Annotated in this window: 23 protein-coding genes; 8 read left to right on the top strand and 15 right to left on the bottom strand. The window is 62.5% G+C overall.

Annotated elements, in window-relative coordinates; genetic code table 11:
* Positions 1-8 precede the first annotated feature (8 nt).
* Positions 9-452 (bottom strand): Cu(I)-responsive transcriptional regulator, encoded by a 444-nt coding sequence (gene cueR, locus AC1RJ9_RS08555; protein ID WP_017502067.1) that lies wholly within the window; start codon positions 450-452, stop codon positions 9-11.
* On the bottom strand, positions 449-2,950 hold the full coding sequence (locus tag AC1RJ9_RS08550; protein ID WP_492837602.1) for a heavy metal translocating P-type ATPase: 2,502 nt from the start codon (positions 2,948-2,950) through the stop codon (positions 449-451). The genes cueR and AC1RJ9_RS08550 overlap by 4 nt, the downstream gene beginning before the upstream one ends.
* A 238-nt stretch (positions 2,951-3,188) precedes the next feature.
* Between AC1RJ9_RS08550 and AC1RJ9_RS08545 the strand changes: the two genes are divergently transcribed.
* From AC1RJ9_RS08545 to AC1RJ9_RS08535, 3 genes are all read left to right on the top strand, one after another.
* The gene (locus AC1RJ9_RS08545; protein WP_017502065.1) at positions 3,189-3,392 is read left to right on the top strand and encodes a heavy-metal-associated domain-containing protein; all 204 of its coding nucleotides are present in this window, start codon (positions 3,189-3,191) and stop codon (positions 3,390-3,392) included.
* A 114-nt stretch (positions 3,393-3,506) separates the two neighbouring features.
* Positions 3,507-5,336, top strand: coding sequence for a copper resistance system multicopper oxidase (locus AC1RJ9_RS08540; protein WP_026109362.1), 1,830 nt, complete (start codon positions 3,507-3,509; stop codon positions 5,334-5,336).
* Between the two features lie 119 nt (positions 5,337-5,455).
* Entirely contained in the window at positions 5,456-6,358 is a 903-nt protein-coding gene (locus AC1RJ9_RS08535; RefSeq protein ID WP_017502063.1) for a copper resistance protein B, read from the top strand.
* Between the two features lie 83 nt (positions 6,359-6,441).
* On the opposite strand, the gene AC1RJ9_RS08530 is transcribed toward AC1RJ9_RS08535, so the two are convergent.
* From AC1RJ9_RS08530 to AC1RJ9_RS08500, 7 genes are all read right to left on the bottom strand, one after another.
* On the bottom strand, positions 6,442-6,792 hold the full coding sequence (locus AC1RJ9_RS08530) for an ArsR/SmtB family transcription factor (protein ID WP_017502062.1): 351 nt from the start codon (positions 6,790-6,792) through the stop codon (positions 6,442-6,444).
* A gap of 74 nt (positions 6,793-6,866) precedes the next feature.
* Positions 6,867-7,229: a hypothetical protein gene (locus AC1RJ9_RS08525; RefSeq protein ID WP_228220262.1), complete on the bottom strand. Its 363-nt coding sequence runs from the start codon at positions 7,227-7,229 to the stop codon at positions 6,867-6,869.
* 62 nt (positions 7,230-7,291) lie between these two features.
* Positions 7,292-8,317, bottom strand: a complete 1,026-nt coding sequence (locus AC1RJ9_RS08520; RefSeq protein WP_017502060.1) for a cation diffusion facilitator family transporter — start codon at positions 8,315-8,317, stop codon at positions 7,292-7,294.
* A gap of 180 nt (positions 8,318-8,497) precedes the next feature.
* Complete coding sequence (locus tag AC1RJ9_RS08515; RefSeq protein ID WP_017502059.1) at positions 8,498-9,862, bottom strand: tyrosine-type recombinase/integrase; 1,365 nt, start codon at positions 9,860-9,862, stop codon at positions 8,498-8,500.
* 192 nt (positions 9,863-10,054) lie between these two features.
* Positions 10,055-11,716 carry a recombinase family protein gene (locus tag AC1RJ9_RS08510; RefSeq protein WP_492837605.1) on the bottom strand — a complete coding sequence of 554 codons (1,662 nt, stop codon included), beginning with the start codon at positions 11,714-11,716 and terminating at the stop codon, positions 10,055-10,057.
* 15 nt (positions 11,717-11,731) lie between these two features.
* Complete coding sequence (locus tag AC1RJ9_RS08505) at positions 11,732-11,980, bottom strand: hypothetical protein (protein WP_492853398.1); 249 nt, start codon at positions 11,978-11,980, stop codon at positions 11,732-11,734.
* 54 nt (positions 11,981-12,034) lie between these two features.
* A complete protein-coding gene (locus tag AC1RJ9_RS08500) occupies positions 12,035-12,553 on the bottom strand; it encodes a hypothetical protein (protein WP_492837608.1) in 519 nt (172 codons plus the stop codon).
* Positions 12,554-12,684: 131 nt separating this feature from the next.
* Here AC1RJ9_RS08500 and AC1RJ9_RS08495 point away from each other — a divergent pair, with 131 nt between their 5' ends.
* Positions 12,685-12,921 carry a helix-turn-helix domain-containing protein gene (locus tag AC1RJ9_RS08495; RefSeq protein WP_083779768.1) on the top strand — a complete coding sequence of 79 codons (237 nt, stop codon included), beginning with the start codon at positions 12,685-12,687 and terminating at the stop codon, positions 12,919-12,921.
* Between the two features lie 333 nt (positions 12,922-13,254).
* Here the strand turns inward: AC1RJ9_RS08495 and AC1RJ9_RS08490 are convergent, their stop codons facing one another.
* Positions 13,255-13,671, bottom strand: coding sequence for an SMI1/KNR4 family protein (locus AC1RJ9_RS08490; RefSeq protein ID WP_492837610.1), 417 nt, complete (start codon positions 13,669-13,671; stop codon positions 13,255-13,257).
* 205 nt (positions 13,672-13,876) lie between these two features.
* Here AC1RJ9_RS08490 and AC1RJ9_RS08485 point away from each other — a divergent pair, with 205 nt between their 5' ends.
* On the top strand, positions 13,877-14,233 hold the full coding sequence (locus tag AC1RJ9_RS08485) for a hypothetical protein (protein WP_492837612.1): 357 nt from the start codon (positions 13,877-13,879) through the stop codon (positions 14,231-14,233).
* Between the two features lie 33 nt (positions 14,234-14,266).
* Here AC1RJ9_RS08485 and AC1RJ9_RS08480 read toward each other — a convergent pair whose 3' ends face one another.
* Positions 14,267-14,608: a hypothetical protein gene (locus AC1RJ9_RS08480; RefSeq protein ID WP_492837614.1), complete on the bottom strand. Its 342-nt coding sequence runs from the start codon at positions 14,606-14,608 to the stop codon at positions 14,267-14,269.
* 883 nt (positions 14,609-15,491) lie between these two features.
* Between AC1RJ9_RS08480 and AC1RJ9_RS08475 the strand changes: the two genes are divergently transcribed.
* Positions 15,492-16,085, top strand: a complete 594-nt coding sequence (locus AC1RJ9_RS08475) for a sce7726 family protein (protein WP_492837616.1) — start codon at positions 15,492-15,494, stop codon at positions 16,083-16,085.
* Here AC1RJ9_RS08475 and AC1RJ9_RS08470 read toward each other — a convergent pair.
* The 3 genes from AC1RJ9_RS08470 to AC1RJ9_RS08460 are packed head-to-tail and all read right to left on the bottom strand — an operon-like array spanning position 16,042 to position 18,853.
* Positions 16,042-17,127 carry a beta family protein gene (locus AC1RJ9_RS08470; protein WP_492837618.1) on the bottom strand — a complete coding sequence of 362 codons (1,086 nt, stop codon included), beginning with the start codon at positions 17,125-17,127 and terminating at the stop codon, positions 16,042-16,044. The genes AC1RJ9_RS08475 and AC1RJ9_RS08470 overlap by 44 nt on opposite strands.
* An 8-nt stretch (positions 17,128-17,135) precedes the next feature.
* The gene (locus tag AC1RJ9_RS08465; protein WP_492837619.1) at positions 17,136-18,395 is read right to left on the bottom strand and encodes an XRE family transcriptional regulator; all 1,260 of its coding nucleotides are present in this window, start codon (positions 18,393-18,395) and stop codon (positions 17,136-17,138) included.
* Positions 18,392-18,853, bottom strand: coding sequence for a DUF6932 family protein (locus tag AC1RJ9_RS08460; protein WP_492837620.1), 462 nt, complete (start codon positions 18,851-18,853; stop codon positions 18,392-18,394). The genes AC1RJ9_RS08465 and AC1RJ9_RS08460 overlap by 4 nt, the downstream gene beginning before the upstream one ends.
* A 731-nt stretch (positions 18,854-19,584) precedes the next feature.
* Here AC1RJ9_RS08460 and AC1RJ9_RS08455 point away from each other — a divergent pair.
* Both AC1RJ9_RS08455 and AC1RJ9_RS08450 read left to right on the top strand, forming a co-directional pair.
* The gene (locus AC1RJ9_RS08455) at positions 19,585-19,770 is read left to right on the top strand and encodes a hypothetical protein (protein ID WP_492837621.1); all 186 of its coding nucleotides are present in this window, start codon (positions 19,585-19,587) and stop codon (positions 19,768-19,770) included.
* A gap of 192 nt (positions 19,771-19,962) precedes the next feature.
* Positions 19,963-20,229: a DUF3892 domain-containing protein gene (locus AC1RJ9_RS08450; RefSeq protein ID WP_492837622.1), complete on the top strand. Its 267-nt coding sequence runs from the start codon at positions 19,963-19,965 to the stop codon at positions 20,227-20,229.
* Between the two features lie 330 nt (positions 20,230-20,559).
* Here AC1RJ9_RS08450 and AC1RJ9_RS08445 read toward each other — a convergent pair whose 3' ends face one another.
* Positions 20,560-21,546 (bottom strand): alpha/beta hydrolase, encoded by a 987-nt coding sequence (locus AC1RJ9_RS08445; protein WP_492837623.1) that lies wholly within the window; start codon positions 21,544-21,546, stop codon positions 20,560-20,562.
* Between the last annotated feature and the right edge of the window lie 289 nt (positions 21,547-21,835).

Below are 21,835 nucleotides of genomic sequence, written 5' to 3'. Positions count from 1 at the left end.
TGATTCGTTTACGGTCGGTGCCGAAGGCGGCCCGTTGCCGCCGGCACGGATGCTGGCGCGGCGCCGGGTTCCTCCAGATCGGCAAGGATCGGGCAGTCAGGCCGATCATCGCCCGCGCAGCAATCCACCAGCGTTCCGAGCGTCGCGGCCATCTGGTTCAGATTTTCGATCCGCTCCTGAAGCTGGGCGATATGGGCCTGCGCGATCCGCTTCACATCGGCGCTCTGGCGGGCCTTGTCCCGCCAGAGGCTCAGAAGATCGTTGATCTCCGCGACCGAGAAACCGAGATCACGCGCCCGCCGGATGAACCGCAGCATATGAACATCCGATGGCGAGTAATCGCGATAGCCGGAGTCCTTGCGATCGGCTTTCGGAATGAGGCCGGTCTGCTCGTAATAGCGGATCATCTTGGCGGAGACGCCCGACGCCTTGGAGGCTTGTCCGATGTTCATGCCGTTCCTCCTGTCTCGCGTGGCTGAAAACCGCGCAGGCGCAACGAATTACCCAAGACGAAGATGCTCGACATCGCCATAGCACCCGCCGCGAACACCGGCGAGAACAGGATGCCCAGGCTCGGATAGAGCACGCCTGCCGCGACCGGGATCAGCGCCGTGTTGTAGGCGAACGCCCAGAACAGGTTCTGGCGGATATTGCCAATCGTCGCGCGCGACAGGGCGATGGCCGTCGCCACACCGTTCAGATGGCCCGACATCAGCACGACATCGGCCGCCTCGATCGCGATATCCGTGCCGGTGCCGACCGCTAGGCCGATATCGGCAGCCGCCAGCGCGGGCGCATCGTTGATGCCATCCCCGACGAAGGCGACGCGGCCATGCTCGGCCTTGAGCCGGGCTATCGCCTCCACCTTCCCTTCGGGCAGGACTTCGGCGACCACTTCGTCGATACCGAGCTGGCGGGCGATAGCCTCGGCCGTCATGCGGTTGTCGCCGGTCAGCATCGCAACCTTGAGGCCGAGCGCGTGCAGCGCCGCGATGGCTGCCGGCGTGGTCGCCTTGATCGGATCGGCCACCGCGATGATCGCGGCAAGCCGCCCGCCAATGGCGGCATAGAGCGGCGACTTGCCTTCCTGCCCCAACCGCTGTGCTGTCTCCGCAAAGGCGGCCACGTCCAGCCCAAGCTCGCGCATGTAGCGATCGGCACCGATCTGGACCAGCTCGCCACCCGCCACCGCCTTGACACCGAAGCCGGTGATAGAGTCGAAGTCGGTAATCGCGGGCAGCGCAATACCTTCCGCCTTGGCCGCGTCGACGATTGCGCGGGCGATCGGATGCTCCGACTTGTCCTCGACAGCGGCGACCAGACCCAGCACCGCCGCCCGGTCGAAGCCGTCCGTCACTTGCAGGTCGGTGAGCGCGGGACGACCTTCGGTCAGCGTGCCGGTCTTGTCGACCGCGACAACCCTGGCGTCCTTCAGCAGTTGCAGCGCCTCGCCCTTGCGGAACAAGATACCCAGTTCCGCTCCGCGCCCGGTGCCGACCATGATGGCGGTCGGCGTCGCCAGCCCCATAGCGCAGGGGCAGGCGATGATGAGCACGGCGACCGCATTCACCAGTGCAAAGGTCAGTGCGGGCGACGGGCCGAACCACAGCCAGGCTGCGAAAGTCAGCGCCGCCACACCGAACACGGCGGGGACGAACCACATCGTCACCTTGTCGACCAGCGCCTGAATCGGCAGCTTCGATCCCTGCGCCTGCTCGACCATGCGGATGATCTGCGCCAGCATCGTCGCGCCGCCAACGGCGGTGGCGCGGAACGCCAGCGCGCCCTGCTGATTGACGGTGCCGCCGACCAGCGTGGCGCCCTCAGCCTTGGCGACCGGGATGGGTTCGCCGGTGATCATCGACTCGTCGACATAGCTCTCGCCCTCGGTCACTTCGCCATCGACGGGGATGCGCTCGCCGGGACGCACTTCGATAATGTCGCCGGTGATGACCTCGCTAATGGAAACCTCGAACACCGCGCTGTCGCGGCGCACGCGGGCGGTCTTGGCCTGCAATCCCACCAGCCGCTTGATCGCTTCGGAGGTGCGGCCCTTTGCACGGGCTTCGAGGTAACGGCCCAACAGGATCAGCGCAACGATGACCGCCGCCGCTTCATAATAGACGTTGACCGTCCCGGCGGGCAGCAGACCGGGCGCGAAAGTCGCGACCAGCGAATAGCCGTAGGCGGCCAGCGTGCCGACGGCAACCAGCGAGTTCATGTCCGGCGCCAGCCGCGCCAGCGCGGGCAGGCCCGCCTTGTAGAAACGGATGCCGGGGAAGGCGAGCACCAGCGTCGTCAGGACGAACTGGAGATACCAGCTTGCCTGCATGCCGATCGTGCGGTCGATCAAGCCATGGACGCCGGGAATGACGTGGCTGCCCATTTCGAGCAGGAACACCGGCAGCGCCAGTACGGTCGCAAGGGTGAGATCGCGCTTCAGCGCCCGGCGCTCGGCGTCCTTCCGCTCGGCCGCTTCCTCGTCGCCAGAAACGCTGGCCTCAATTGGGCGCGCTGTATAGCCCGCGCCCGCGATCGCTGCGATGAGCGCCTCAACATCGGCCGCGCCGCGCACGCTCGCGCGTTCGGTCGCTAGGTTGACTATCGCCTCGGTGACGCCGGGGACAGCTTTGAGCGCCCGCTCCACGCGACCGACGCAGGATGCGCAGGTCATTCCCTCCACCGCCAGTTCGATGCCGGCGACAGATGGCACGCTGTAGCCGGCGGCCTCGACGGCCCGCACCAGCGCCTTTCGGTCGACGGCGGCGTTTGCTCGAATGTCGGCGCGTTCGGTCGCCAGATTGACGCTGACGGACTGTACGCCCTCGACCTTGCTCAGCGACCGTTCGATGCGGGCCACACAGGACGCGCAGGTCATGCCCTCAATCGGCAAGCTGATCGCCGAATCGATGGATTCGTCCGAATCTCTCAGGGTTTCTGCGGCTATCATGGCTCGATACTCCACACTTCACGATTGGAATTTGTCGCAAGATGCAGGTTCCAATGATGGGAAGGTCAAGGGCAAAATATATCCTGACCTGATGAGAGCAAGCCGCCCTCGCAAGCACATGGCTCAACGGTAGGGCCGTGATCTCCTTTCCGATAGCGACCGCGAAAAACGGCCTTGACCCTCCAACGATGGGAAAGATTAGCTTGTGATCCGTTGTCAGGAACAATGGAGATTTCCCATGCAATTCCACGTCGAAAACATGAGCTGCGGTTCATGCATCAAGCACATCGCGCAAGCGATCACCGCGATCGACGCCAATGCGAAGGTCGAGGTGAGTATCGCGGACAAGAAGGTCACGGTCGATACCGTGGCTAGCGCGCAAGCTATCGAAGTCGCGCTCGCCGAGGACGGCTATCCCGCGCGCGCTATTGAAGTGGCATAGGGAGGCGTAGCCATACCACCAGGTCCGACCGGGCGGATGACGGCTGTCGTCCGTCCGGCATTTCCGGCCCTTGTTCCCGTTTCCGAAAATCGGGCACCTGCAGGACATAGAGACATGACACCATTCATTGAGCGCAGGTCGTTTTTACGAGCGGGAGCCATCGGCATAGCCGGACTCGGCATCACGGGGCTTGTTCCCGCCTGGGCCAGAACCGGCTCGACCGGGCTTGTACCGACCCTGCCCACACTCTCGGGCGAGGATATTCACCTCAGGATTGCCAATACGCCTTTCACCGTAGGCGGGCGGACCGGTCACGCCGTGACTATGAATGGTGTATTGCCCGCGCCGCTGATCCGGCTGCGCGAGGGGCAGAATGTGCGGTTGCACGTCGAGAACACGCTCGACGAGGACAGCTCGATCCACTGGCACGGGCTGCTCGTGCCATTCCAGATGGACGGCGTGCCCGGCCTCAGCTTTCCGGGGATCAAGCCGCGTTCGACCTTCGTCTATGACTTTCCGTTGCTGCAAAGCGGCACCTATTGGTATCACAGCCATAGCGGCCTTCAGGAACAACAGGGCCATTATGGTCCGATCGTGATCGATCCCGCCGAGCCCGATCCGATCGCTTATGATCGCGAGCATGTGATCGTGCTGAGCGACTGGACGTTCCTGCATCCGCACGCTCTCATCACCAAGCTCAAGGCGGAAGGCGGCTACTTCAATCGCCAGAAACAGACATTGTTCGGCATGATGAAGGGCGGCCCCGAGGAGGAAATGTCGGCATCGGACCGCGCCATGTGGGCGCAGATGCGGATGGACCCCACCGACATTTCCGACGTGACGGCCGTCACCTACACCTATCTCATCAACGGTCATGGCCCGCAGGAGAACTGGACCGGCCTGTTCCGTCCCGGCGAGCGGGTGCGGCTGCGCTTCATCAATGCCGCCACCATGACGATCTTCAATATCCGTATCCCCGGCCTGCCGATGACGGTGGTCAGCGCCGATGGCCAGAATGTCCGACCCGTAACGGTCGACGAGTTCCAGATCGGCAATGCCGAAACTTATGACGCCATCATCGAACCCGCCGAGGACAAGGCGTTCACGCTGGTGGCGGAATCGATCGATCGTTCCGGCATGGCGAGCGCCACGCTCGCATCCCGTATGGGGATGACGGCGCCGATTCCGCCGCTGCGCCCGCGTCCCACGCTCACCATGAAGGACATGGGCATGGGCGGCATGGACCACGGATCAATGGCGGGAATGGACCATAGTGCCATGGGCCATGGCGCGATGGCGGCCGGGGCAGACGCGGTGACAGCAGACCATGGCGGGATGGATCACAGCGGCATGGATCATGGCGGTTCCCATTCGATGGGCGGCATGAACATGCGTGACAAGTCTTTGGTTCCCGACAGCGTCAAGGTCGGTGTGGGCGTGGACGCCATCGCCATGGCGCCGGTCGATCGCACCGGCGATCCGGGGCTGGGCCTCGAAGATGTCGGCCATAAGGTGCTGACCTATCGCGATCTGATGTCCTTGACGCCCAATCCCGACACGCGCCCGCCGCAGCGCACGGTCGAGGTCCACCTCACCGGCAACATGGAACGGTTCATGTGGTCGTTCGATGGCGAGAAGTTCAGCGAGGGCGTGGAACCGATCCGCTTCGAGCGCAATGAACGCGCCCGCGTTACCCTCATCAACGACACGATGATGACCCATCCCATCCACCTGCACGGCCATTTCTTCGAACTGGTGAACGGTCATACCGGCAGCTATCCGCGCAAGCACACCGTCAATGTGCTGCCGGGCGGCAAGGTCAGCTTCGACCTGACCGCCGATGCGCCCGGCGACTGGGCGTTTCACTGCCATCTGCTGCTCCACATGCACGCCGGGATGTTTCGCGTCGTCACCGTCCGTCCGCTCGACGGAGACGCGGCATGATGCGGCTCGTGGGCATCGCTCTCCTCGCCGTCGCGACTCCCGCTTGAGCGCAACACGATCACCGGAGTCATGCTGGCGCCTCACAGCAGGACCCGGCCGATTCCCATGCGGGGCATCGTATGGACGGTGCCGAAGGCAATCCCCATGCGGGGCACGACATGCCGCCGGAACCCTCCGCAGCGCCCGATCCTCATGCCGGCCACGCCATGCCTTCAGCCGCGCCGATGGAAGCGCACCAGGCCCATGCAGGCCATGAACCGGGCATTCCCGACCCGCCGGTGCGCGGGCCATCGGCGGCGGCCATGGGCGGCCCCGATCACGCCGCCGATGCCATATTCGGCGCGGCGGCCATGGCTCCGGCGCGCGAAATCGTGCGCCGCGAACATGGCGATATCAAAAGCCACAATATCCTGATCGATCAGCTCGAAGCCGTGATCGGCAAGGGCAAGGACGGCTATGCCTGGGACGTGCAGGGCTGGTATGGCGGCGATATCGACAAGCTCTGGCTCAAGACCGAAGGCGAAAGCCACTTCGACGACAGCCCGGAAAGTGTCGAGGCGCAGGCGCTCTGGAGCCACGCGCTCGATCCGTGGTGGAACCTCCAGGCCGGCATACGCCACGATTTTCGGTCCGGACCGGACCGCACCTACGCTGTCATCGGCGTTCAGGGCCTTGCCCCTTACTGGTTCGAGATCGACAGTGCGCTGTTCCTGTCCGACAAGGGTGACGTCACCGCGCGAATCGAAGCGGAATATGACCAGCGCCTGACCCAGAAGCTGATCCTCCAGCCAACCGCCGAACTGAACTTCTCCGCGCAGGACGTTCCCGAGCTGGGCATCGGTTCCGGGCTGTCCACCGCCGAGTTGGGGTTGCGTCTGCGCTACCAGTTCGTGCCGGAGTTCGCGCCCTATATCGGCGTGAAATATGAACGCGCCTTTGGCGACACGGCGGATTTTCGCCGCGCCCGCGCTGAAAGCAGAGGTGGGTGGAATTTCCTGATCGGAATCCGGTCCTGGTTCTGAGGGATATGGTTATCGGACCGGCGGGCCTGATCGAGGTGCGCCGGTCCTCCTGTCTTTCTGTGAACAAATATTACTGGGCGCGATCATTCGTCGTCGTGATCCTCATCCATATGGCTGGCCATGTCGATGAGCATGGTGCTCACATGGGCATCCGCCACTTCATAGAATATCTGCTTGCCGTGTCGCTCGCTACGGACGAGGCGCGCGCCGCGCAGGAGGCGCAGATGGTGGCTGACCAGCGTTTGCGACAGATCGAGGCTTTCGGCGATGTCGCCCACCGATCGCGGCGTTTGCAGGCAATAGAGCAGAATACGCAGGCGGGAGGGATCGCCCAGCAAGCGGAAAGTTTCGGCCAGGATCGTTACGTCGTGGCTCGACAGTCCCTGAGAATGCTTAGGATTGCCATGATCGTCAGAGTTGGTGGTGTCGGACATCAGGAGCCTCTTATACGTGAATATATGACGATGTGTAGATTTATGATCCTTCTAGGGCCAGCCTTGACCACCCGCTAGCCAACCAATTGCCGGTTTTCCTCGATCATCCCCTTGCACTTGTGGAACCGGCTTGCCGGAGCAGCAGCGGAATGAGGCTCGTCGCGATTACCGGGAAAATCAGCCAATTGATCGCCATCCAACCCGAGCTGTGCAAGATCGTGCCGGCAAGAAAGGAAACAGCCGCTGTGGTCGCGAAGGCCGAGTCCGAACAGGCTGACGGGGAAGGTAACCCAGGCGGGATCGGGCGAGAGTTGCTGACCGACCAGCCCGCCGAGCGACATCACGATCGGCGGGCTGGCGCCGCCCAAGGCTTGCGCGGCAGTGAGAACAGCGATGTTCCTGCGGGCGTTTGGTTCCCGTTCATTGCCAAGAGCCACCTTCAGGCACCGGGAGGCAGTCTGACAGAGCATTTCAGATAGGCTGCACCAACGTCCGCCTATCAGTGGGAGCAAGCGTGTTTCACGCCGCCGTGGCTGTGGCTGGGATGGTCGTGCCCAGGTCCGCGTCCCTCATCCCGCTTGCTGCCGGGAGCGAGGCTGCACGTCTCGCCTTCCTCGTTCCAATCCACCGCTACAGTGGCGTGCTCGATCTCGAAATGGCTCTCCAACTCGCGTTCCACTGCACGCACCACTACGCGGGCCTCGGTGTCGTTCGCCGGTCGGACGTGCATCGTCGCCAGCGTGCGGCCCGACGTGATCGACCAGACATGGATATGGCCGACCGCAGCCACGCCCGGCACATGCTCCAGAATATGGCGCTCGATCTTCTCCGGCGCCGCGCCGTCGGGCGCGCCTTCGAGCAGGATGTGCAGCGACTTGCCCGCCAGTTTCCATGCGCTACGCAGTACCAGCAGGGAGACGACCACCGACAGGATGGGGTCGATCGGCGTCCAGCCCGTCAGGTAGATCACGATCGCCGCGCCCACGGCGCCGACCGAGCCGAGCAGGTCGCCCATGACGTGGAGCGCCGCGCCCTTGATGTTGACATGCTCGCTGTCGCCGCGCGTCAGAATCCAGAAGACGAGGATATTGACCAGCAGCCCCGCGATCGCGACCCCGAACATCGGGCCGGCAAGGATCGGCTGCGGCTCCTGAAAGCGCTGCCAGGCTTCATAGACGATCCAGCCGACGATCGCGAACAGGGTGACGGCGTTGACGAAGCCGGCGATCACCTCGAAACGCAGATAGCCGAAGGTGCGTTTGGAATCAGCCGCGCGCTGGCCGAAACGGAAGGCGGCATAGGCGAGCGCCAGCGCCGCCGCGTCGGTCATCATATGGCCGGCGTCCGCCAGCAGCGCCAGCGACCCTGAAAGCAGACCGCCCACGACCTCGACCGCCATGAAGGTGAAGATCAGGCCGAACGACAGCAGCACCTTGCGCTCATTGTCGCTGGTGATGGTCGGCGTGTGCGAATGATCGTGGTCGTGATCGTGGCCATGACCATGGTCGGCGTGCGAGTGGGCCATTATCGAGCTTTCATGACATATACATTAAACACATCAATATGTGTTCATATAATGTATGTCAATATGCCTATGTGCCGATGGATAATGACCCGGCCGACCTCTTGTTCTTTAGACAGTTTTGGGGATGAAAGCCGCATCGGTCTAGGAGCGGCCTGCATCCCATACCATCGTGTGCAATTGTCAGGCGGCCAGCCGTTGTGACGTTTCAGCTTGTGCTGTTGAGTCTTGATGGGGCGTCAGAAACCGAACCAACGCAGCCTTACGCGAGCCCCGATCAAGCGCATAATGTGTATGTGTCAGCTCAGCACCATTGAGCAGCGCATGGATGTAGCCGGACACCGTATCGGCCGCCATGACGAGGGCTGCATCGAGCGTATGCACATAACGGCTGGTGATAGAGCCGGTGGCATGGCCGAGAAGCGCCGCGATGGTGATCTCGGTGAAACCAAGGTCGTTCGCCAGGCTGGCGAAGCTGTGGCGCAGTACATGAGCGGTGATGTCCGCCAGCTCCGTCCCGGCGAAGATCTTTTCCCAATGCCGAGGGAAGCTGCCGAACGGCTTGGCCAGGTTCCGCTCGCCGGGAAACACATAGGGGCTGTCGCCGCTCATGTCCCGCTCGTCGAAATACTCCAGCACCGGCAAGCCCATCGGCCGCACGGACTGACCTTCCTTCGTATCCTCGAACCGGAAGCAACTCCCCACGGTGTCGAGTTCCGTTTTGCGCAGCTTGATGACCTCACTGCGCCGGCAACCCGACATGGCGATCTGACGGATCATCTCCACGGTGCGCGTGTAGCGTTCATCCTCGGCGGCATTGGCAAGGATGCGCCCGAGGGCGCGATACTCGTCCTCGTTCAGACGGCGCTGGCGCACGGCGTCCTTGGGCTTGCGGATGCCATGCGCCGGATTGACCTCGATGATGCCCAGGTCATCCCGTGCATAGGTGAAGATGCCACCCAGGAGACCGACGGTGCGGCTAGCGACGCCGATGCCGCCCCGTACGATCGACTTACCGCGCAGTTTCTCCGTCTTCTCGATCCCGCGCGTCTTGCCCGCCATGATGTCCTTCATCATGGTCGTCACGTCGGCCTTGGTGACGTGGGTGACGCGCTTCTTGCCCAGGAGTGGGATGATGTGGCGGTTGATCCGGCCGAGGTCGGTGATCTTGGTGCTGGCCTTCTTCGGCCGCCCGCCCTTGCCGAGGATGCGGCCGGCTTCGAGTTCCGCGATATACAGCTCGCAAAGCTCCTTTACCGAGATCGCCTTGCGCGCGCTGTTCCGGTTTTCGAGGGGATCGTTCCCCTTGGAGACTTCGGCCAGGGCTTGAATGGCCAGCGTGCGCGCTTGCTCGGCGGTGATCTGTCCGTGCCGGCCCAGCTTCATCCGCCGCCGCACATTGTTGGCGTTTCGATAATCGACGAAGTAGGTCCGGGTGCCGGAGGGCAGGACGAAGACGCCAAAGCCCTTCAGCTCGCCGCACCAAACGGTGTATTGACGGTCGCGTGGTTCGGACTTGTCCACGACGGTTTTCGTAAGTTTCGACATAAGTACCTCGCTAGTGCGGGCTCAAAAACTCACCAAAATCTCACCACCGTATCGAAAACTGTGGGTGTCGTTGGCGTAGCACAGAGAACCCTTACGATCAATAAAATGCTGTATAAACAGCGTGTTATCGTACTCTAGCGTTGGATTGGTAAGCCTGTCGTAGCGTTGTGGTTCTAGCTCCGAAGGCAAAGGTCACACGTTCGAATCGTGTCGGGTGCGCCACTTCGGTTTAAAACTGCGAACTTCCAGAATCGCAGACTGGTCGCCCCCCGAAGCGGCCAACGTCCGAAGCAGTTCGGTCCTCCCACCCATGATCTTGATCTCGGCCGTGGACAGCACTTCCACGCGCTGCGCGACCGCGCGGACATGCGCGCGTCGATAGGAGCCGTCCGGCGCCCGTAGGCCTTCACGGGTCGCCTGAGCCATCCGTTCGATAGCCTCCGGGGTGATCATCGGCCCGAGCTTGTCGATGGCGGCCTCGGCGCGTTCGGCGTCGGCCGCCGCCTCCTTCTTGATGGCCTCCAGCTCCCTGATGCGGTCGCTCAAGCCTTCGGAGCCTTGGCCGACCAGACCATCCTCAATCGCCGCGTAGAGCCTCACCAGCTTGTTGGCGGCCTCGGCGGATCGCTTGCGGAGTTCGGCAACGTGGGAGCGCCTGCGCTCGACCCACTCCTGGCGACGGTCCAACACGTTGCCCATGAGCATGCACAGCCGGTCGGGCTGAAGTAGCCGCCGTTCCAGATGCTCGACGACGGCGTCGTCGAGCTTGTCCATCGGCACGGTGATGCCCGTGCAGCCGGACTTGCCCATGCGGGCCTTGGTCGAGCAGGTGTAATAGCGATAGCGCCCGTTCTTCCCTGTCCGCAGGGTCATGGCGCCGCCGCAGAGACCGCAGAAGCAGATGCCGCCCAGGAGCACCTGGCTGGTGACGAACCGCGAAGCCATGCAGGTCGGGCTACGGAGTTTCAGATGGTCCTGCACCGCCTGCCATTCGTCCTCGGTGACGATGGCCGGGATCTTGGCCACCGCGTGCTCCTCGTCCGGCTTGCGGGCGCGGTTCTTGTGGTCGGTGAAGTTGAAGCGGTGCTCGCCCTTGTAGGTCGTGCGGGTCAGCACCTTGTGGACCGCGTCGATGCCGAACCGGCCGCCATCCTTGGTGCGGACATTGTTGTCGTTGAGATAGGTGGCGATGGACTTGAGGCCCAAGGGGCCAGAGCCATCCACGCCGAACAGGGCGAGCTTATAGATGCGGCGGACCTTCTCAGCCTGGATCGGGTCGATCTCCAGCTTCTTCTTGAGCTTGGCGCCGCGCTGTTCAGCAATGATGACGCGATAGCCCAACGGCGGGCGTGAGCCATTCCAGAAGCCCTGGCGGGCATTCTCCTTCATGGCGCGCAGGGTGTGCTTGCCGTTCTCCTTGGACTGGTACTCGTCAAAGAGCGTCATGATCTTGCGCATCATGTGGCTCATCGGATCGTCGCCCAGCTCTTGGGTGATCGAGACGACCTTGACCCCGTTCTTGGCCAACTTCCTGACGTAGAACTCGAACTGGAACTGGTCGCGGAAGAACCGCGAGAACGAGTGGACCAGGATCACGTCGAACGGCGCGGGCTTGGTCATCGCCGCTTCGATCATGTCCTGAAAGGCCGGCCGCTTGTCGTCGGTGGCGGTGTTGCCGGGCTCAAGATACTCAGTCGCCACCTTCCAGCCCTTCCCGGCGCAATAGGCCTCAAGCTGGCGGCGCTGGTCGGGCAATGACAGGTCATGCTCGGCTTGGCGGCCGGTCGAGACGCGGAGATAGACCGCCGCCCGCGACGCAGGCGACGGCGTGGGGGCTAGGCGAGCGCGGCCCATGGCAAACTCCATTGGTTAGGGAATGGGGCCGAACAGCTCGTCCAGAACGTCGGCGAAGAAGGCCTCAATGATCCGGGCCTCGTGGTCGGTGACGGGCACGAACTCGGGCCAGTCGTCAGTGACCTTGACCGGCGTGTCGGCGCGGCGTCGGCGGCGCTTGATGGCGCGGGCGCCGCTGTCCTCAGAGCTAGACCGACGATGTTGCCGAGGGGCCATCGCGCCAGGGTGCAGGGCGCGGATAGCGCCGCAAGCGGCTTCGACCACCCGTCGTACTGCGGCGAAGAGAGACAGGAAATCGGCGGGTTTGCTGCCGCCGCGTCAGGCCGTGGGGAGGCTCGGCGGCACATAGGGCTCTCCGCAGCCTGGACACTTGGCCGAGGCCAGAAACGCGATGGCCTTGTTGACCAGGGGTGCTGTCGGGCCTGGGTCGTGGAAGTCCATGCGGGCGGCGATAACGAGCAGGCTGGCGACCTCGTGGATGTTACGGGGCTCCAGCTTGGTAATGGCCTTGAGGCCGCGCTTCCGTTTCTCCCAGAGCGCGTCCAGTTCCACCTCTATCGCGGCCATCTCGGGCGCCATGGGGAGGCTGCCTCGCTGATGGTCACTCATACGGAAGTAGTCGTATCCAGAGGCCGCCAGTGTCTCCAGCGCGCCCCATCGGCGGGCCAAGCCGTCCGACTCGAAGTCGTAGGTCAGCCAGCGCGCGCACTGGCCGATGAGGCTATCAGGCGGCGCCGCCGCTGCGTTCGGGGCGCTGCAAATCAGCGGCGCGGCGGACGTGGCGCCGAGGAGCGTGCGGCGCGAAATGGACGTGGGGTCGGCCTTGTCGTCGGACATGCGGGGGCTCCCGGCGCAGGCGCTCGGTCCGATCAGCACGCTAATCGGTGGAGTTTGAGTGGATTGAGGCTACATTCAAACGAATTACGGTGACTGAGTCAACGCAATTCGTTCACTTGTGGAGCAAAACGTTGACTATTCTCGCCCCGCCGCAAGTTCGAATGGCCCGAGCCGCTCTCGGCATCAGCGTTCGACAGCTCGCAGAACGATCAGGTGTGGCGGAATCAACGATCCTTCGATTTGAAACCGGCCGTGGTGGCATCCTCGCCACCAACCTCGACAAGGTTCAAACCACGCTGGAAGAAGGTGGGGTGATCTTCATCAGCGCAGACGGCGGCGGCGGCCCAGGCGTCCGCCTGGCGAAGTAGGCGCCGGCGAAACCCCCACCGCTCAAGGGAGCCAGGACCTGAAAGGTCGGTGCTCGCCCTGGAGCGCTTGGAGAGCCTCTGCCGGGCGGGCTGGTGCGGGTCAAGGGCGGCTTCGCCGTCGCTCCGCGATGCGCCCGTAGGGCGCACCCTTGACGCGCGCCAGCCCGTCCGGCCCTCGTTCCACCAAGCGCACCAGGGCGGTTTGTCTCCGAGCGAAGGTCTGAAGCTCTCAGCGAGGGCGACGCCAGCTGACTGACCGGCCCACGCCTTAAAGCGTGAAGGTCCGCTCTCTGGCCGGGTGCGTTTTCCCGCTCCCGGACCCAAAGCGTAAACTCAACTCGGGTCAGCTTCCTTGCCAACGAGGTCAATGAAAGCCGCGAAGCTGGACGCGATGACCAAGACGCTTTCGTCCAAATTGCTGTTCGTCATATCCAGGGCGACTACAGGCCAAGGCGACGAACCTCGCACGTCAAGTCCGACGTACTCGCCGCCGCCACTTGATCCGATGATGACGAAGCCTGGAAAGAACTCTTCGTGCCGATGATCTTCCAGGGCGAGGGCAGCTTCGTCGGCCGAGTCGATCTGGAAGTAGTAGGGTTGAAGGCCGAGCGGGCCTTCGCCGCCATTCGAGTAGGCCAGGAACCTCAGGTACTCGCTCGGCAGCTCTATTGGGCTCGCGGCTACGAGGCGCGCAAGTGAAGCTTCGGTCGCTTTTGGGGCCGGATGCCAGTCTCGGTCGGATGGAATCACGGTGACGCCCCTGAGTTCGGCGGGAGTCTATTTGTGAGGCTTGCCTGAGGGAAGGCAGCTATCCACCCATCACCGAAGTTGGGAAGGTCCGCTGGGCGGCAACGCCGCCGAACGTCCGAATGCTGGCGCGATGCTCCTGGCGATGAACGACCCGTTGCGGACTTTCCAACGGTCTGGTTCTTGGAGCGTTCAAGAGAGCGTCGCCATGCCAAACCTGCCTATCGATACGAACTTCTACGTGACATCCGACGCCGAGGGCGGTTTTCGGAACGGTGAGATCTTCCACATCAAACGGACCGTTCAGGGCGGGGCGCTAGCAACGCCAATCGGGCGCTACTTCTCGACAAAGCCCAACATTGGGGCTGAGGGCTTCCATCCACATTCGCGCCTAGACTGCTTCGTGCGTGACCATGAGTTGGCGCCGGCTGAGGACTGGCTCGCGCGGCGGCTAGTGGATGCGCTCTTGAAGGGCGCCATAGTTGCGGAGCCGTTGTGGGTAAGTTGGCATCGCGCAAAAGAACTCGGCGGCGAAGCGCGAGGCGAGGTATTTGATTTCGACTGACCATGACGGCCGCCAACCACCCCGTTGCGGACACTAGGTCCGTCCGCCCTTTGTCATCGGCCCCATGGCTTTGAATGGGCCAAGATCGTCTGGCGCCCAGGTGGCCGAGAATTGAATCGGTTCATGACCGGACGGACGAACGAACAGCAGCGGCGGGTTGGCGCCATCGAGGATCACGCTGACGTCGATGACGACGTAAAATCGATCGGGTGAAAGCCACAGAAGGTCCAGCGCCTGTGCGACGGTAACGGCAGGTCTGGGATTAGGCCGCCCGTGATACTCGACGAGCGCGCTGCTCGGTCGGGCCAAGCAAGCGAGTTCGAATGACCGCGAGATAGCGGTCTCGAAGAGAGCGGCGAAGCTGTGCTTGTCCATGTCAGGAGATTAGCGGACCCGAGACCCGCTTACGATCCTTGTCGGCATTCCGAAGGATACGCTTTCGGCCCACTACGTATCGGTCGCTATGTGCCGCGAGACCGGGGGAGCTTTCCCTTCCGATGGCTCTCTCAGATGGCCGGCGATGGGGGAGGGGGCTGGCAGGGAGGCGGAATTGCCCTCAGAATCTCGATGGCGAGATTAAAGCGCCGGGACCTTCCAGGTCTATGTCGCTGGTGGTGTTGGACAATTTCCGGGACCTCGTTTTCAGTCAAGGTCCCGGAAATATGAACTTTCTCAACTCAGACAGCGACTTATCCGGGACTACCCGCATGGGCCGACGCGATTGGTCCCGGTCAAATCACTGAAGCGTTTGAGGAAGTCTGAAAAACAGGGACCAGACCTTTAGGGCTGGTCCCTAAAAATACTCAGCACCATCAACGACATGGGGCCGTCAGGTCCCTGTCCTTTTATCTCGCCCTAGAAAATTGGGCCCGGTTCGCGTTTTGAAATCCATGGATTCCGAGCTTTTCACCGGACCACGCCCCACACGACAGGCTGGGAAAATCCAGTGTGCAGACAAGCGCATCCCGGCCACCTGGGCCGGATGCTTCAATCTTGCCGTCGTAATCGCGGTCCTAAAATCAACGATCGCAAAGGCTGTCTCGCCTATCAGTCTCTTGACTCAGTCATCGCCGCGTTTCTTCCCGCCCGCCCGCGTCCAGGCCGCGGATTTCAGTCATCAGTGCATGCGGTACTAGATGCACCCGCGCATTGAGGCGATGCTGCTGCAACAATCTGGCGCCGCCGTGTCCCAAGGTGAACGGCGGGAGCGACAACATCTTCAATTGCTCGCTCCGCGCTCGCCGAGTTAGACAGGCCCATGCAAGAGCGGTTGAAAGATGCGGATCTTCGGACGGCAGCCCTTCGTCGCCTGTTGGCCCACGCCCGGCAATGCACCAACACGCTTGTTGTCGAAGAGCTTGGCCTCACTCACGGCGCTTCTCGCGTCGATATCGCCGTAATCAATGGTCACATCCGAGGCGTTGAGATTAAGGCCGAGGCGGATAGTCTTGAGCGCCTTCCCCGTCAGGTGCATGCCTATGGCCTGGTCGTTGATCGCGCGACCTTAATCGCCTCGGAGCGACACCTGCCTGCTGCGTTAGAACTCTTGCCGGAATGGTGGGGAGTTGTCGCCGCGCGTCGTGCCGCGAACGGATCGATTGTCTTTCGCCGACTACGTGATGAGCGTGCCAATCGCGAGACCGACGCTGTGAGCTTGGCTCGGCTGTTGTGGCGCGATGAGGTTCATGCCGTGCTATTCGAAATGGGCTGCGATCCCAAGCTGCTTCGGGAACCGCGCGCTGTCCTATACGCGGAGTTGGCTCGCCGCATGCCTAAAGCCCAACTGGCACGGCTCGTCCGAACGACGCTCAGGACCCGAACAAGCTGGCGAGATCGTCCACGACCTTTGTGATGTGGTGATTGGTCCCAACCCACCGCCAGGTGGTGAGGTTCCCGGTTTTCTCAGTTTTGGCGTGACAACCCCGGACGTAATCGCTGCCAGCTGAATATCCAGGCGGAAGGGCCTTTCCGGACGTTACGACATCCTCGCAGCGGTCGCGAAATTGCTCAAAGCCATTATCGCGGACATTTTTGCCCTTAGTAATCAGCCAAGCGTCGTCGATCGTGTAGCGCACGGAAGCCGCTGGCTTCAGAAGCCGCATGTCCCCTCCTGGGATGTCCGCTGAGGAGATGGTGTAGTCCCCAAATGTCGGAGGGTGGAAATCGGCGGGTAGAGCCGAGACCAGCCGTTTGTAGAGCTTCCATTCCATTCGCGGCACAGTTTGGCTTGGTCCCTTGATGTCGCCCATGGAGACCGGAAATGACGTCCCGACGAGGATCAGAGTGCGGACCTCATCATAGATTGGCTCTGCCTGGAGAAGCGCCGACACCAGATCGACGAGATCGTCGAGCGGTTCGAAGTTCTTCGCCGCGAGATCAATGATCAAATCGACGTCTGATGAGTCCACGCCTAAGTGCCCAACGACCCGCGCAAACGTCGTCGGGAAATCCGGGTCAGCGATTTCATCAAGACTGCAGCGCACTGCAATCCCGAATCCGTCAAGCAAAGCTGCGGCCGCGACGGCGTTGTAGTGCGCTAAATCGCGTTCGAGGCCAGTGACTGGGGTTAGCTGCGCTCCGTCGGCCCGCGCACCGTCCAACAGGTAAGTCAGAGGATGGACCCCGCCCGGCATGCGGTCGGTCGGGTTGAGCAAGTGCGTATCCAAGAACGCGGGCTGGCTACCCCACTTCGCTTTGAGGCGAGGAACAAAGGGCTCAAGCTGTTTCGCCAGCGTCTTCTTGGCTCTACCCTCTTCGAAGTCCCACTCCGGCGCTGTCACCTCGATCAGGGGCACGACGCGCTTTCGATGTATCTCGTCCAGGCGCATCAACGCTTGGTACTCACCCTGGCGCCATTTCAGCACCGGCACATAGTCGAGAACTGTGATCGCCATGGGTTCGCTCAAGTCAATTGCTGACGCACCTGGCCGGAACCGACCAAGCCGGCCAAGAGGGTGTAGTCGTTCGCCTCCCGGCGAATACGACCAGCGACGATGGCTGGGTGGATGCCGAGTTTTGCGGCGTCGGCTCGCACCGCGCGTTCGGTCCGGGTGAAACGTGACACACAGGTTCGCCACTGGGCGGCCGGAATGAGCGCTTCTTGCGCGAATCCATCGGCTTCATCTTCGATCGGCGACGTGCCTGGACTTTCGATCTCGTCGAAAATGGCCCGGTAGCTCCCCTGACCCACGTGAAGAGCCAAGTGGGCGACTTCGTGCAACAAAGTAAACCAAAAGTTGTCCAGTCGGTTATGGCGCAAGGTCATAGCCACGACGAAGTGGTTGGACGCCGTCTGAAGAGCAGCGCCGTCCAAGAGCGTCCCCGGCAGTTGAGGCTCGACTATTAGAACCATACCCGACGCACGGAGATGGTCGGCCGCAGCTTGGGGGCCGTCGTCTCGGGCGCTAAGGCGCACGAGGGAATGCAGCCACTCGTGCGAGATCACCTCCCGGCGGAAGGGAATCAGCGGCGGCCGCCGGTCGGCGAGCATCGAAACCCGCGCCTCCCAAGCTGCCAAGGCCGCTAGCTGCACATTTCCTTGAGCACGGACAGACCTGCGGTGCAGTGCCGTCTGCGTCCAATCGTAGGCCGCGTGGCGGAAAAAATTTGGAATGAGGTGCGCTGCTTCCTTGCGCGCCTGCGCTGCCGACCCATCGAAGTCTTCGAAATAGCCACGCTTGAACATCTCGGTGACAGGGAACGACCAAGCGCTCTCAGGACCGGTTTCTGTTGGCGGCTCCGCGCGAAGTTGCGCGCTTCCAACGACAGTAATGTCGAGCGCGGCAGCGATCTCGGACAGCCTTTCCAAACTGGCCGAGCGGTACCGCTCGGCCTCGTAACGTTGGATCTGTTGCTCTGCGACGCCTACGAAAGTCCCAAGGTCGCGCTGGCTCATGCCCCGCGCTATCCGTGCCCTGATCAGAATATCAGGCAGATCAGCCAAGCCCTCGGCTTCGAACGTCGTCACGGCCCCCGATTGAAGATGCTCGTACTCACGCACCTCTGCGTCCAACTCAGCGGCCTGGCTTTCCAGGCCGGCGATCTGGGCGCGGCGCAATGCCGGGTGAACGCCATCCTGGGCGTTTCCTAGGTCGGCAATCTCAGCGTTAAACCGGTCAATGGCCGCCCGGGCCGACCGGTATTGTTTTTCATTGGTGATCATACGTTCGCTCCACGCGCAGGGCCGGGCGAGATCCGGACAATACCTTTCGGCTCGTCGGAGAATTTCTCCTTTTGGAAGAATGGAAGCAGGCCGGGTTGGTGCGGCAGCTGCATCAGAAACATCTCTCCAAAATACTTCGCTTTCTGCGCTGCGCGCATGTTGTCAAAATCAAGCAGCACTGGATCGAGTGCGTCGGGATCGACACCGTTCAGGTCCCAGAGTCCATCGAAGTCGCCAGGGTGCGGCTTGGCGGTGATGAAACTGCCGTCGAGGAAGATCGTCGAGCAACCCGCTCGCCGAAGCGCCTCCACCACCCGCACAAAACCACCAAACAGCCATTCTCGATGAGGTGTCGTCCCGAAACGCTCCTTCACCTCCTCCAAGGTGGCGTCATGAATGCCGGGCGGCAGGACCGGCCAAGGCGCCAAAGCGCTTACGGTGATGAAGTCAGGTAGCATGGAAACAAGATTATTGTTGTGTTGCGGGTTTTGTCAATCTAGGTTATCTCAATCGGCGAATATCGCGTCGGTCCGATTCCTTGGTGCGGTCCGTCCGGCCACGTTCGGTGCCAAGAGATGCAGGAGGTTGAGCTGGAGGGGCTTCAAGTCGGACAGCGCGCTCCGATCTCCGAAGGGGGGTCGGCTTGGGTGTTCAGCTTCTCAAGCGCGGCTCACCAATGTCGACTGGTGGCGCGGTGATCGCTGGCTCGCGTTCGGAGCCAGGAAAGCTTGTCTGGAGCGGTTGAATGTCCTCAAGCCGCAGGCCTGAGGTCGGATTTCATCGGTATGCCGAATCGAACCATAGTTAGGTGCGTCGCGATGATCGCAAAGCCTTAACAAACTGCCTACCACAACATGTTGTGGATAGTTCGTTAGCAGACACTAGACCAGAGTGCTAAAACGAAGTAGCCATGACGCTATAGGCTCCCGACAGCCCTGAAGAAGGACCCGAGAACGAAACAGGAATAACTGAAATGCTTATCTCGGCTCAGGCTGGCGCGACGCGACCTGGATGAGATGACCGGAGAGGAGAGCGGACCCAAGTTTTCTGAGGACCGGACCGTCTTCTCCCCTCCGCAACGACGCTGACGCGACGCTGTGCGAATCACCTAGCAGGCCCTGCATACCATGCAAGGTCAACGATCCACAGCGCCCTCAGCTTTCTGTGAATGACAGCTAAGGAGGGCAATATGCCCAAGCAACTTCCCCCTGGATCGAACACCGGCCCCAATGGGGGCATCTATCAGGAGCAAGGCCCACGCGGCGGCCTTCGGCCGAACTACGCGACGGTTCCGGATAATACCCGGCTGCCGCCGACGACGACGCCGGGCTCCACCTGGACGCCCACGCATCGCACCCCCAACAGCAAGCGCTAGGAGGGAGCGATGGTGGAGTATCCTCAACGCCCGAACATCCCGGAGTACCCGAACTATCCCGTGACGCCGCCCTATCGGCCGTCGCTGCCGGATCGTCCGTACACTCCGCCGATGCCGCGCCCTCGTTAAGCCGACGGTGGCGCCGGCTAGTCCGGCGCCACCACTCGCCTGCTCCCGAAAAAGAGAAAGACCATGGCCGACGCCCAAGTGACTTGCATCACCAAGCCCAACCGCAACAGCACCCATGAAGCGATCACCCACCTTGGTGGCGCAACTTGGCGCTGGAGCGCTCAAGACGTGATCGCGTCCATCGAAGCTAAGACGAACACCTTCTATACCCTGGTCAACGGCAAGCGCGCCGATGTTGGAGTGGTGAACGGTGCCCACGGAAAGTACCTGCGCACCCATGCTGATAACCAGTGGAACGACAATCTTCTGGCCTTAGCGGAATGTGCATAATTGGTTTGAGGTGCGAACCCAGTTCGCACCTCAAACCGCTCCGGCGGCCATCAGCGCTAGAAGCGAGCGTCGCTCATGGTCTTCGGGATGTCTCAAATCGCTAGCGGCCACTCATAGTTCTCCGCAGCATCCGTATCTGCGCGCCAAAAACCTCCGCGAAAACAAAAGCCTATTTACCCCCAATTCGCTGACCGGCGCGTTGGAAGACGTACGCCGCGCGATGTTCAACAAACCGTATCATCCGGTGGCGCACCGAGCCCGCCGACGGAATCGTATCGCCCGGCGAATGTGATCCATATCCTCGGTGCGCGACCGATCTAGCCGTCCAGGCTAGTTCCCCCGCGACAGGCGAGCGCTCGCCGGTTTCAGGAGCCCGTGCATTCCCATCCAGCGGGCGAAGGCGTCGAACCAGCCGGTGCTGGTGGTTGTCTTCTGATACATGCCAAAGCCGTGGCCGCCCTGTTCGTAAAGGTGGAACTCGACAGGCCGCTTAGCCGTCCGCCAGCTCTCGATCAGGCCAAAGCCGCCGTTCGCGAAGAAAGGGTCATCAGCCGCCAGCGCGACGAACAGCGGCGGCGCGTCAGCCGGAACGGTGACGGGCGCCAGCGAGCCATAGATCGTCCCGATGAACGCGGGCTTGGCGTCCTGCCCCGCGAGCGTGGTGGCCATGGTCAACATGGCGCCCGCCGAGAACCCGACCATCCCGATCCGGTCGGGATCGACATGCCATTCGGCCGCGCGCTTGCGGACCAGCGCGAAGGCGGCGCGGGAGTCGGCGATCTGCGGGGCCAGACCCGCGATGGCCTGTTCGGGATTTGGCCGCGGGTTTCGCGCCGTATTGGCGAACATCTCGGTCATGGACCGCTCGAAGCCGGGCATGTCGGCGGGCGTCTGGTTCAGGCGATACTTGAGCACGAAGGCGGCCACGCCCTTGTCGGCCAGGGCCTGGGCGACCTGCCAGCCTTCATTTTCCATGGACAGGGTGCGAAAACCCCCGCCCGGCGCGACGATGACCGCCGCGCCCGTGGCCTTGGCCGGATCGGGCAGGAACGGGGTCAAGGTCGCGACGGTGACGTTGCGCGCGAACACGCTGCCATACTGACTGTGCCAGGATTCAGCGGCGGTGGCGCCCGGCAGCGCGCCGGTTCCCAGCTCGATCGCCTTCGGCTGCGCCGGTGTCGCGATCGGCGTCATCTTGTCGGCCTGAGCCTGGACGGGCGCGGCGACGGCGCACGTCACGGCCATGGCGCCCGCGGCAAGTCCCACGCGCACCGCCCTCACCCACGCCGACCGGCGATCTTTGTTGATCCGCTCCATGGCGCAACCTCCCATTTTTGACTTTGTGACCGGTATCATTCCGGCTTTTTACTCCTACAAATAAGCTGGGCGTTTGTCACGTCCTGATGGGCGACCAAGTTTGGCTGGCGCCACGCGTTGAGAGATAAAGTTGAGAGATAAAAAAGCCGCCCGAGCCTGGCGATGTGACCGGGCTCGGGCGGGCCGCCCAGGAGGGGGAAAGCGGGCAGTCGAAAGCTCGCGGCCAAAGGACGAAAGCGGCGGAGCCTCGAAACCAAGTCCAAGGCCGCGCCACGCCCCCGATCTGTAA

It is taken from the genome of Caulobacter sp. GW822-FHT07D08 (assembly GCF_058798735.1).
Note: the sequence above shows the minus strand (reverse complement) of the source record. Positions and strands in the feature narration are given on the sequence as shown.

What these genes read in the sequence shown, in the direction of transcription:
- AC1RJ9_RS08520 (WP_017502060.1), bottom strand. Translation starts at nt 8,317, where the DNA reads ATGGCCCACTCGCACGCCGACCATGGTCATGGCCACGATCACGACCAC.
- AC1RJ9_RS08475 (WP_492837616.1), top strand. Translation starts at nt 15,492, where the DNA reads ATGCAAGAGCGGTTGAAAGATGCGGATCTTCGGACGGCAGCCCTTCGT.
- AC1RJ9_RS08465 (WP_492837619.1), bottom strand. Translation starts at nt 18,395, where the DNA reads ATGATCACCAATGAAAAACAATACCGGTCGGCCCGGGCGGCCATTGAC.
- AC1RJ9_RS08460 (WP_492837620.1), bottom strand. Translation starts at nt 18,853, where the DNA reads ATGCTACCTGACTTCATCACCGTAAGCGCTTTGGCGCCTTGGCCGGTC.
- AC1RJ9_RS08450 (WP_492837622.1), top strand. Translation starts at nt 19,963, where the DNA reads ATGGCCGACGCCCAAGTGACTTGCATCACCAAGCCCAACCGCAACAGC.
- AC1RJ9_RS08545 (WP_017502065.1), top strand. Translation starts at nt 3,189, where the DNA reads ATGCAATTCCACGTCGAAAACATGAGCTGCGGTTCATGCATCAAGCAC.
- AC1RJ9_RS08480 (WP_492837614.1), bottom strand. Translation starts at nt 14,608, where the DNA reads ATGGACAAGCACAGCTTCGCCGCTCTCTTCGAGACCGCTATCTCGCGG.
- AC1RJ9_RS08530 (WP_017502062.1), bottom strand. Translation starts at nt 6,792, where the DNA reads ATGTCCGACACCACCAACTCTGACGATCATGGCAATCCTAAGCATTCT.
- AC1RJ9_RS08445 (WP_492837623.1), bottom strand. Translation starts at nt 21,546, where the DNA reads ATGGAGCGGATCAACAAAGATCGCCGGTCGGCGTGGGTGAGGGCGGTG.
- AC1RJ9_RS08535 (WP_017502063.1), top strand. Translation starts at nt 5,456, where the DNA reads ATGGACGGTGCCGAAGGCAATCCCCATGCGGGGCACGACATGCCGCCG.
- AC1RJ9_RS08515 (WP_017502059.1), bottom strand. Translation starts at nt 9,862, where the DNA reads ATGTCGAAACTTACGAAAACCGTCGTGGACAAGTCCGAACCACGCGAC.
- AC1RJ9_RS08540 (WP_026109362.1), top strand. Translation starts at nt 3,507, where the DNA reads ATGACACCATTCATTGAGCGCAGGTCGTTTTTACGAGCGGGAGCCATC.
- AC1RJ9_RS08485 (WP_492837612.1), top strand. Translation starts at nt 13,877, where the DNA reads ATGCCAAACCTGCCTATCGATACGAACTTCTACGTGACATCCGACGCC.
- cueR (WP_017502067.1), bottom strand. Translation starts at nt 452, where the DNA reads ATGAACATCGGACAAGCCTCCAAGGCGTCGGGCGTCTCCGCCAAGATG.
- AC1RJ9_RS08470 (WP_492837618.1), bottom strand. Translation starts at nt 17,127, where the DNA reads ATGGCGATCACAGTTCTCGACTATGTGCCGGTGCTGAAATGGCGCCAG.
- AC1RJ9_RS08500 (WP_492837608.1), bottom strand. Translation starts at nt 12,553, where the DNA reads ATGTCCGACGACAAGGCCGACCCCACGTCCATTTCGCGCCGCACGCTC.
- AC1RJ9_RS08510 (WP_492837605.1), bottom strand. Translation starts at nt 11,716, where the DNA reads ATGGGCCGCGCTCGCCTAGCCCCCACGCCGTCGCCTGCGTCGCGGGCG.
- AC1RJ9_RS08455 (WP_492837621.1), top strand. Translation starts at nt 19,585, where the DNA reads ATGCCCAAGCAACTTCCCCCTGGATCGAACACCGGCCCCAATGGGGGC.
- AC1RJ9_RS08550 (WP_492837602.1), bottom strand. Translation starts at nt 2,950, where the DNA reads ATGATAGCCGCAGAAACCCTGAGAGATTCGGACGAATCCATCGATTCG.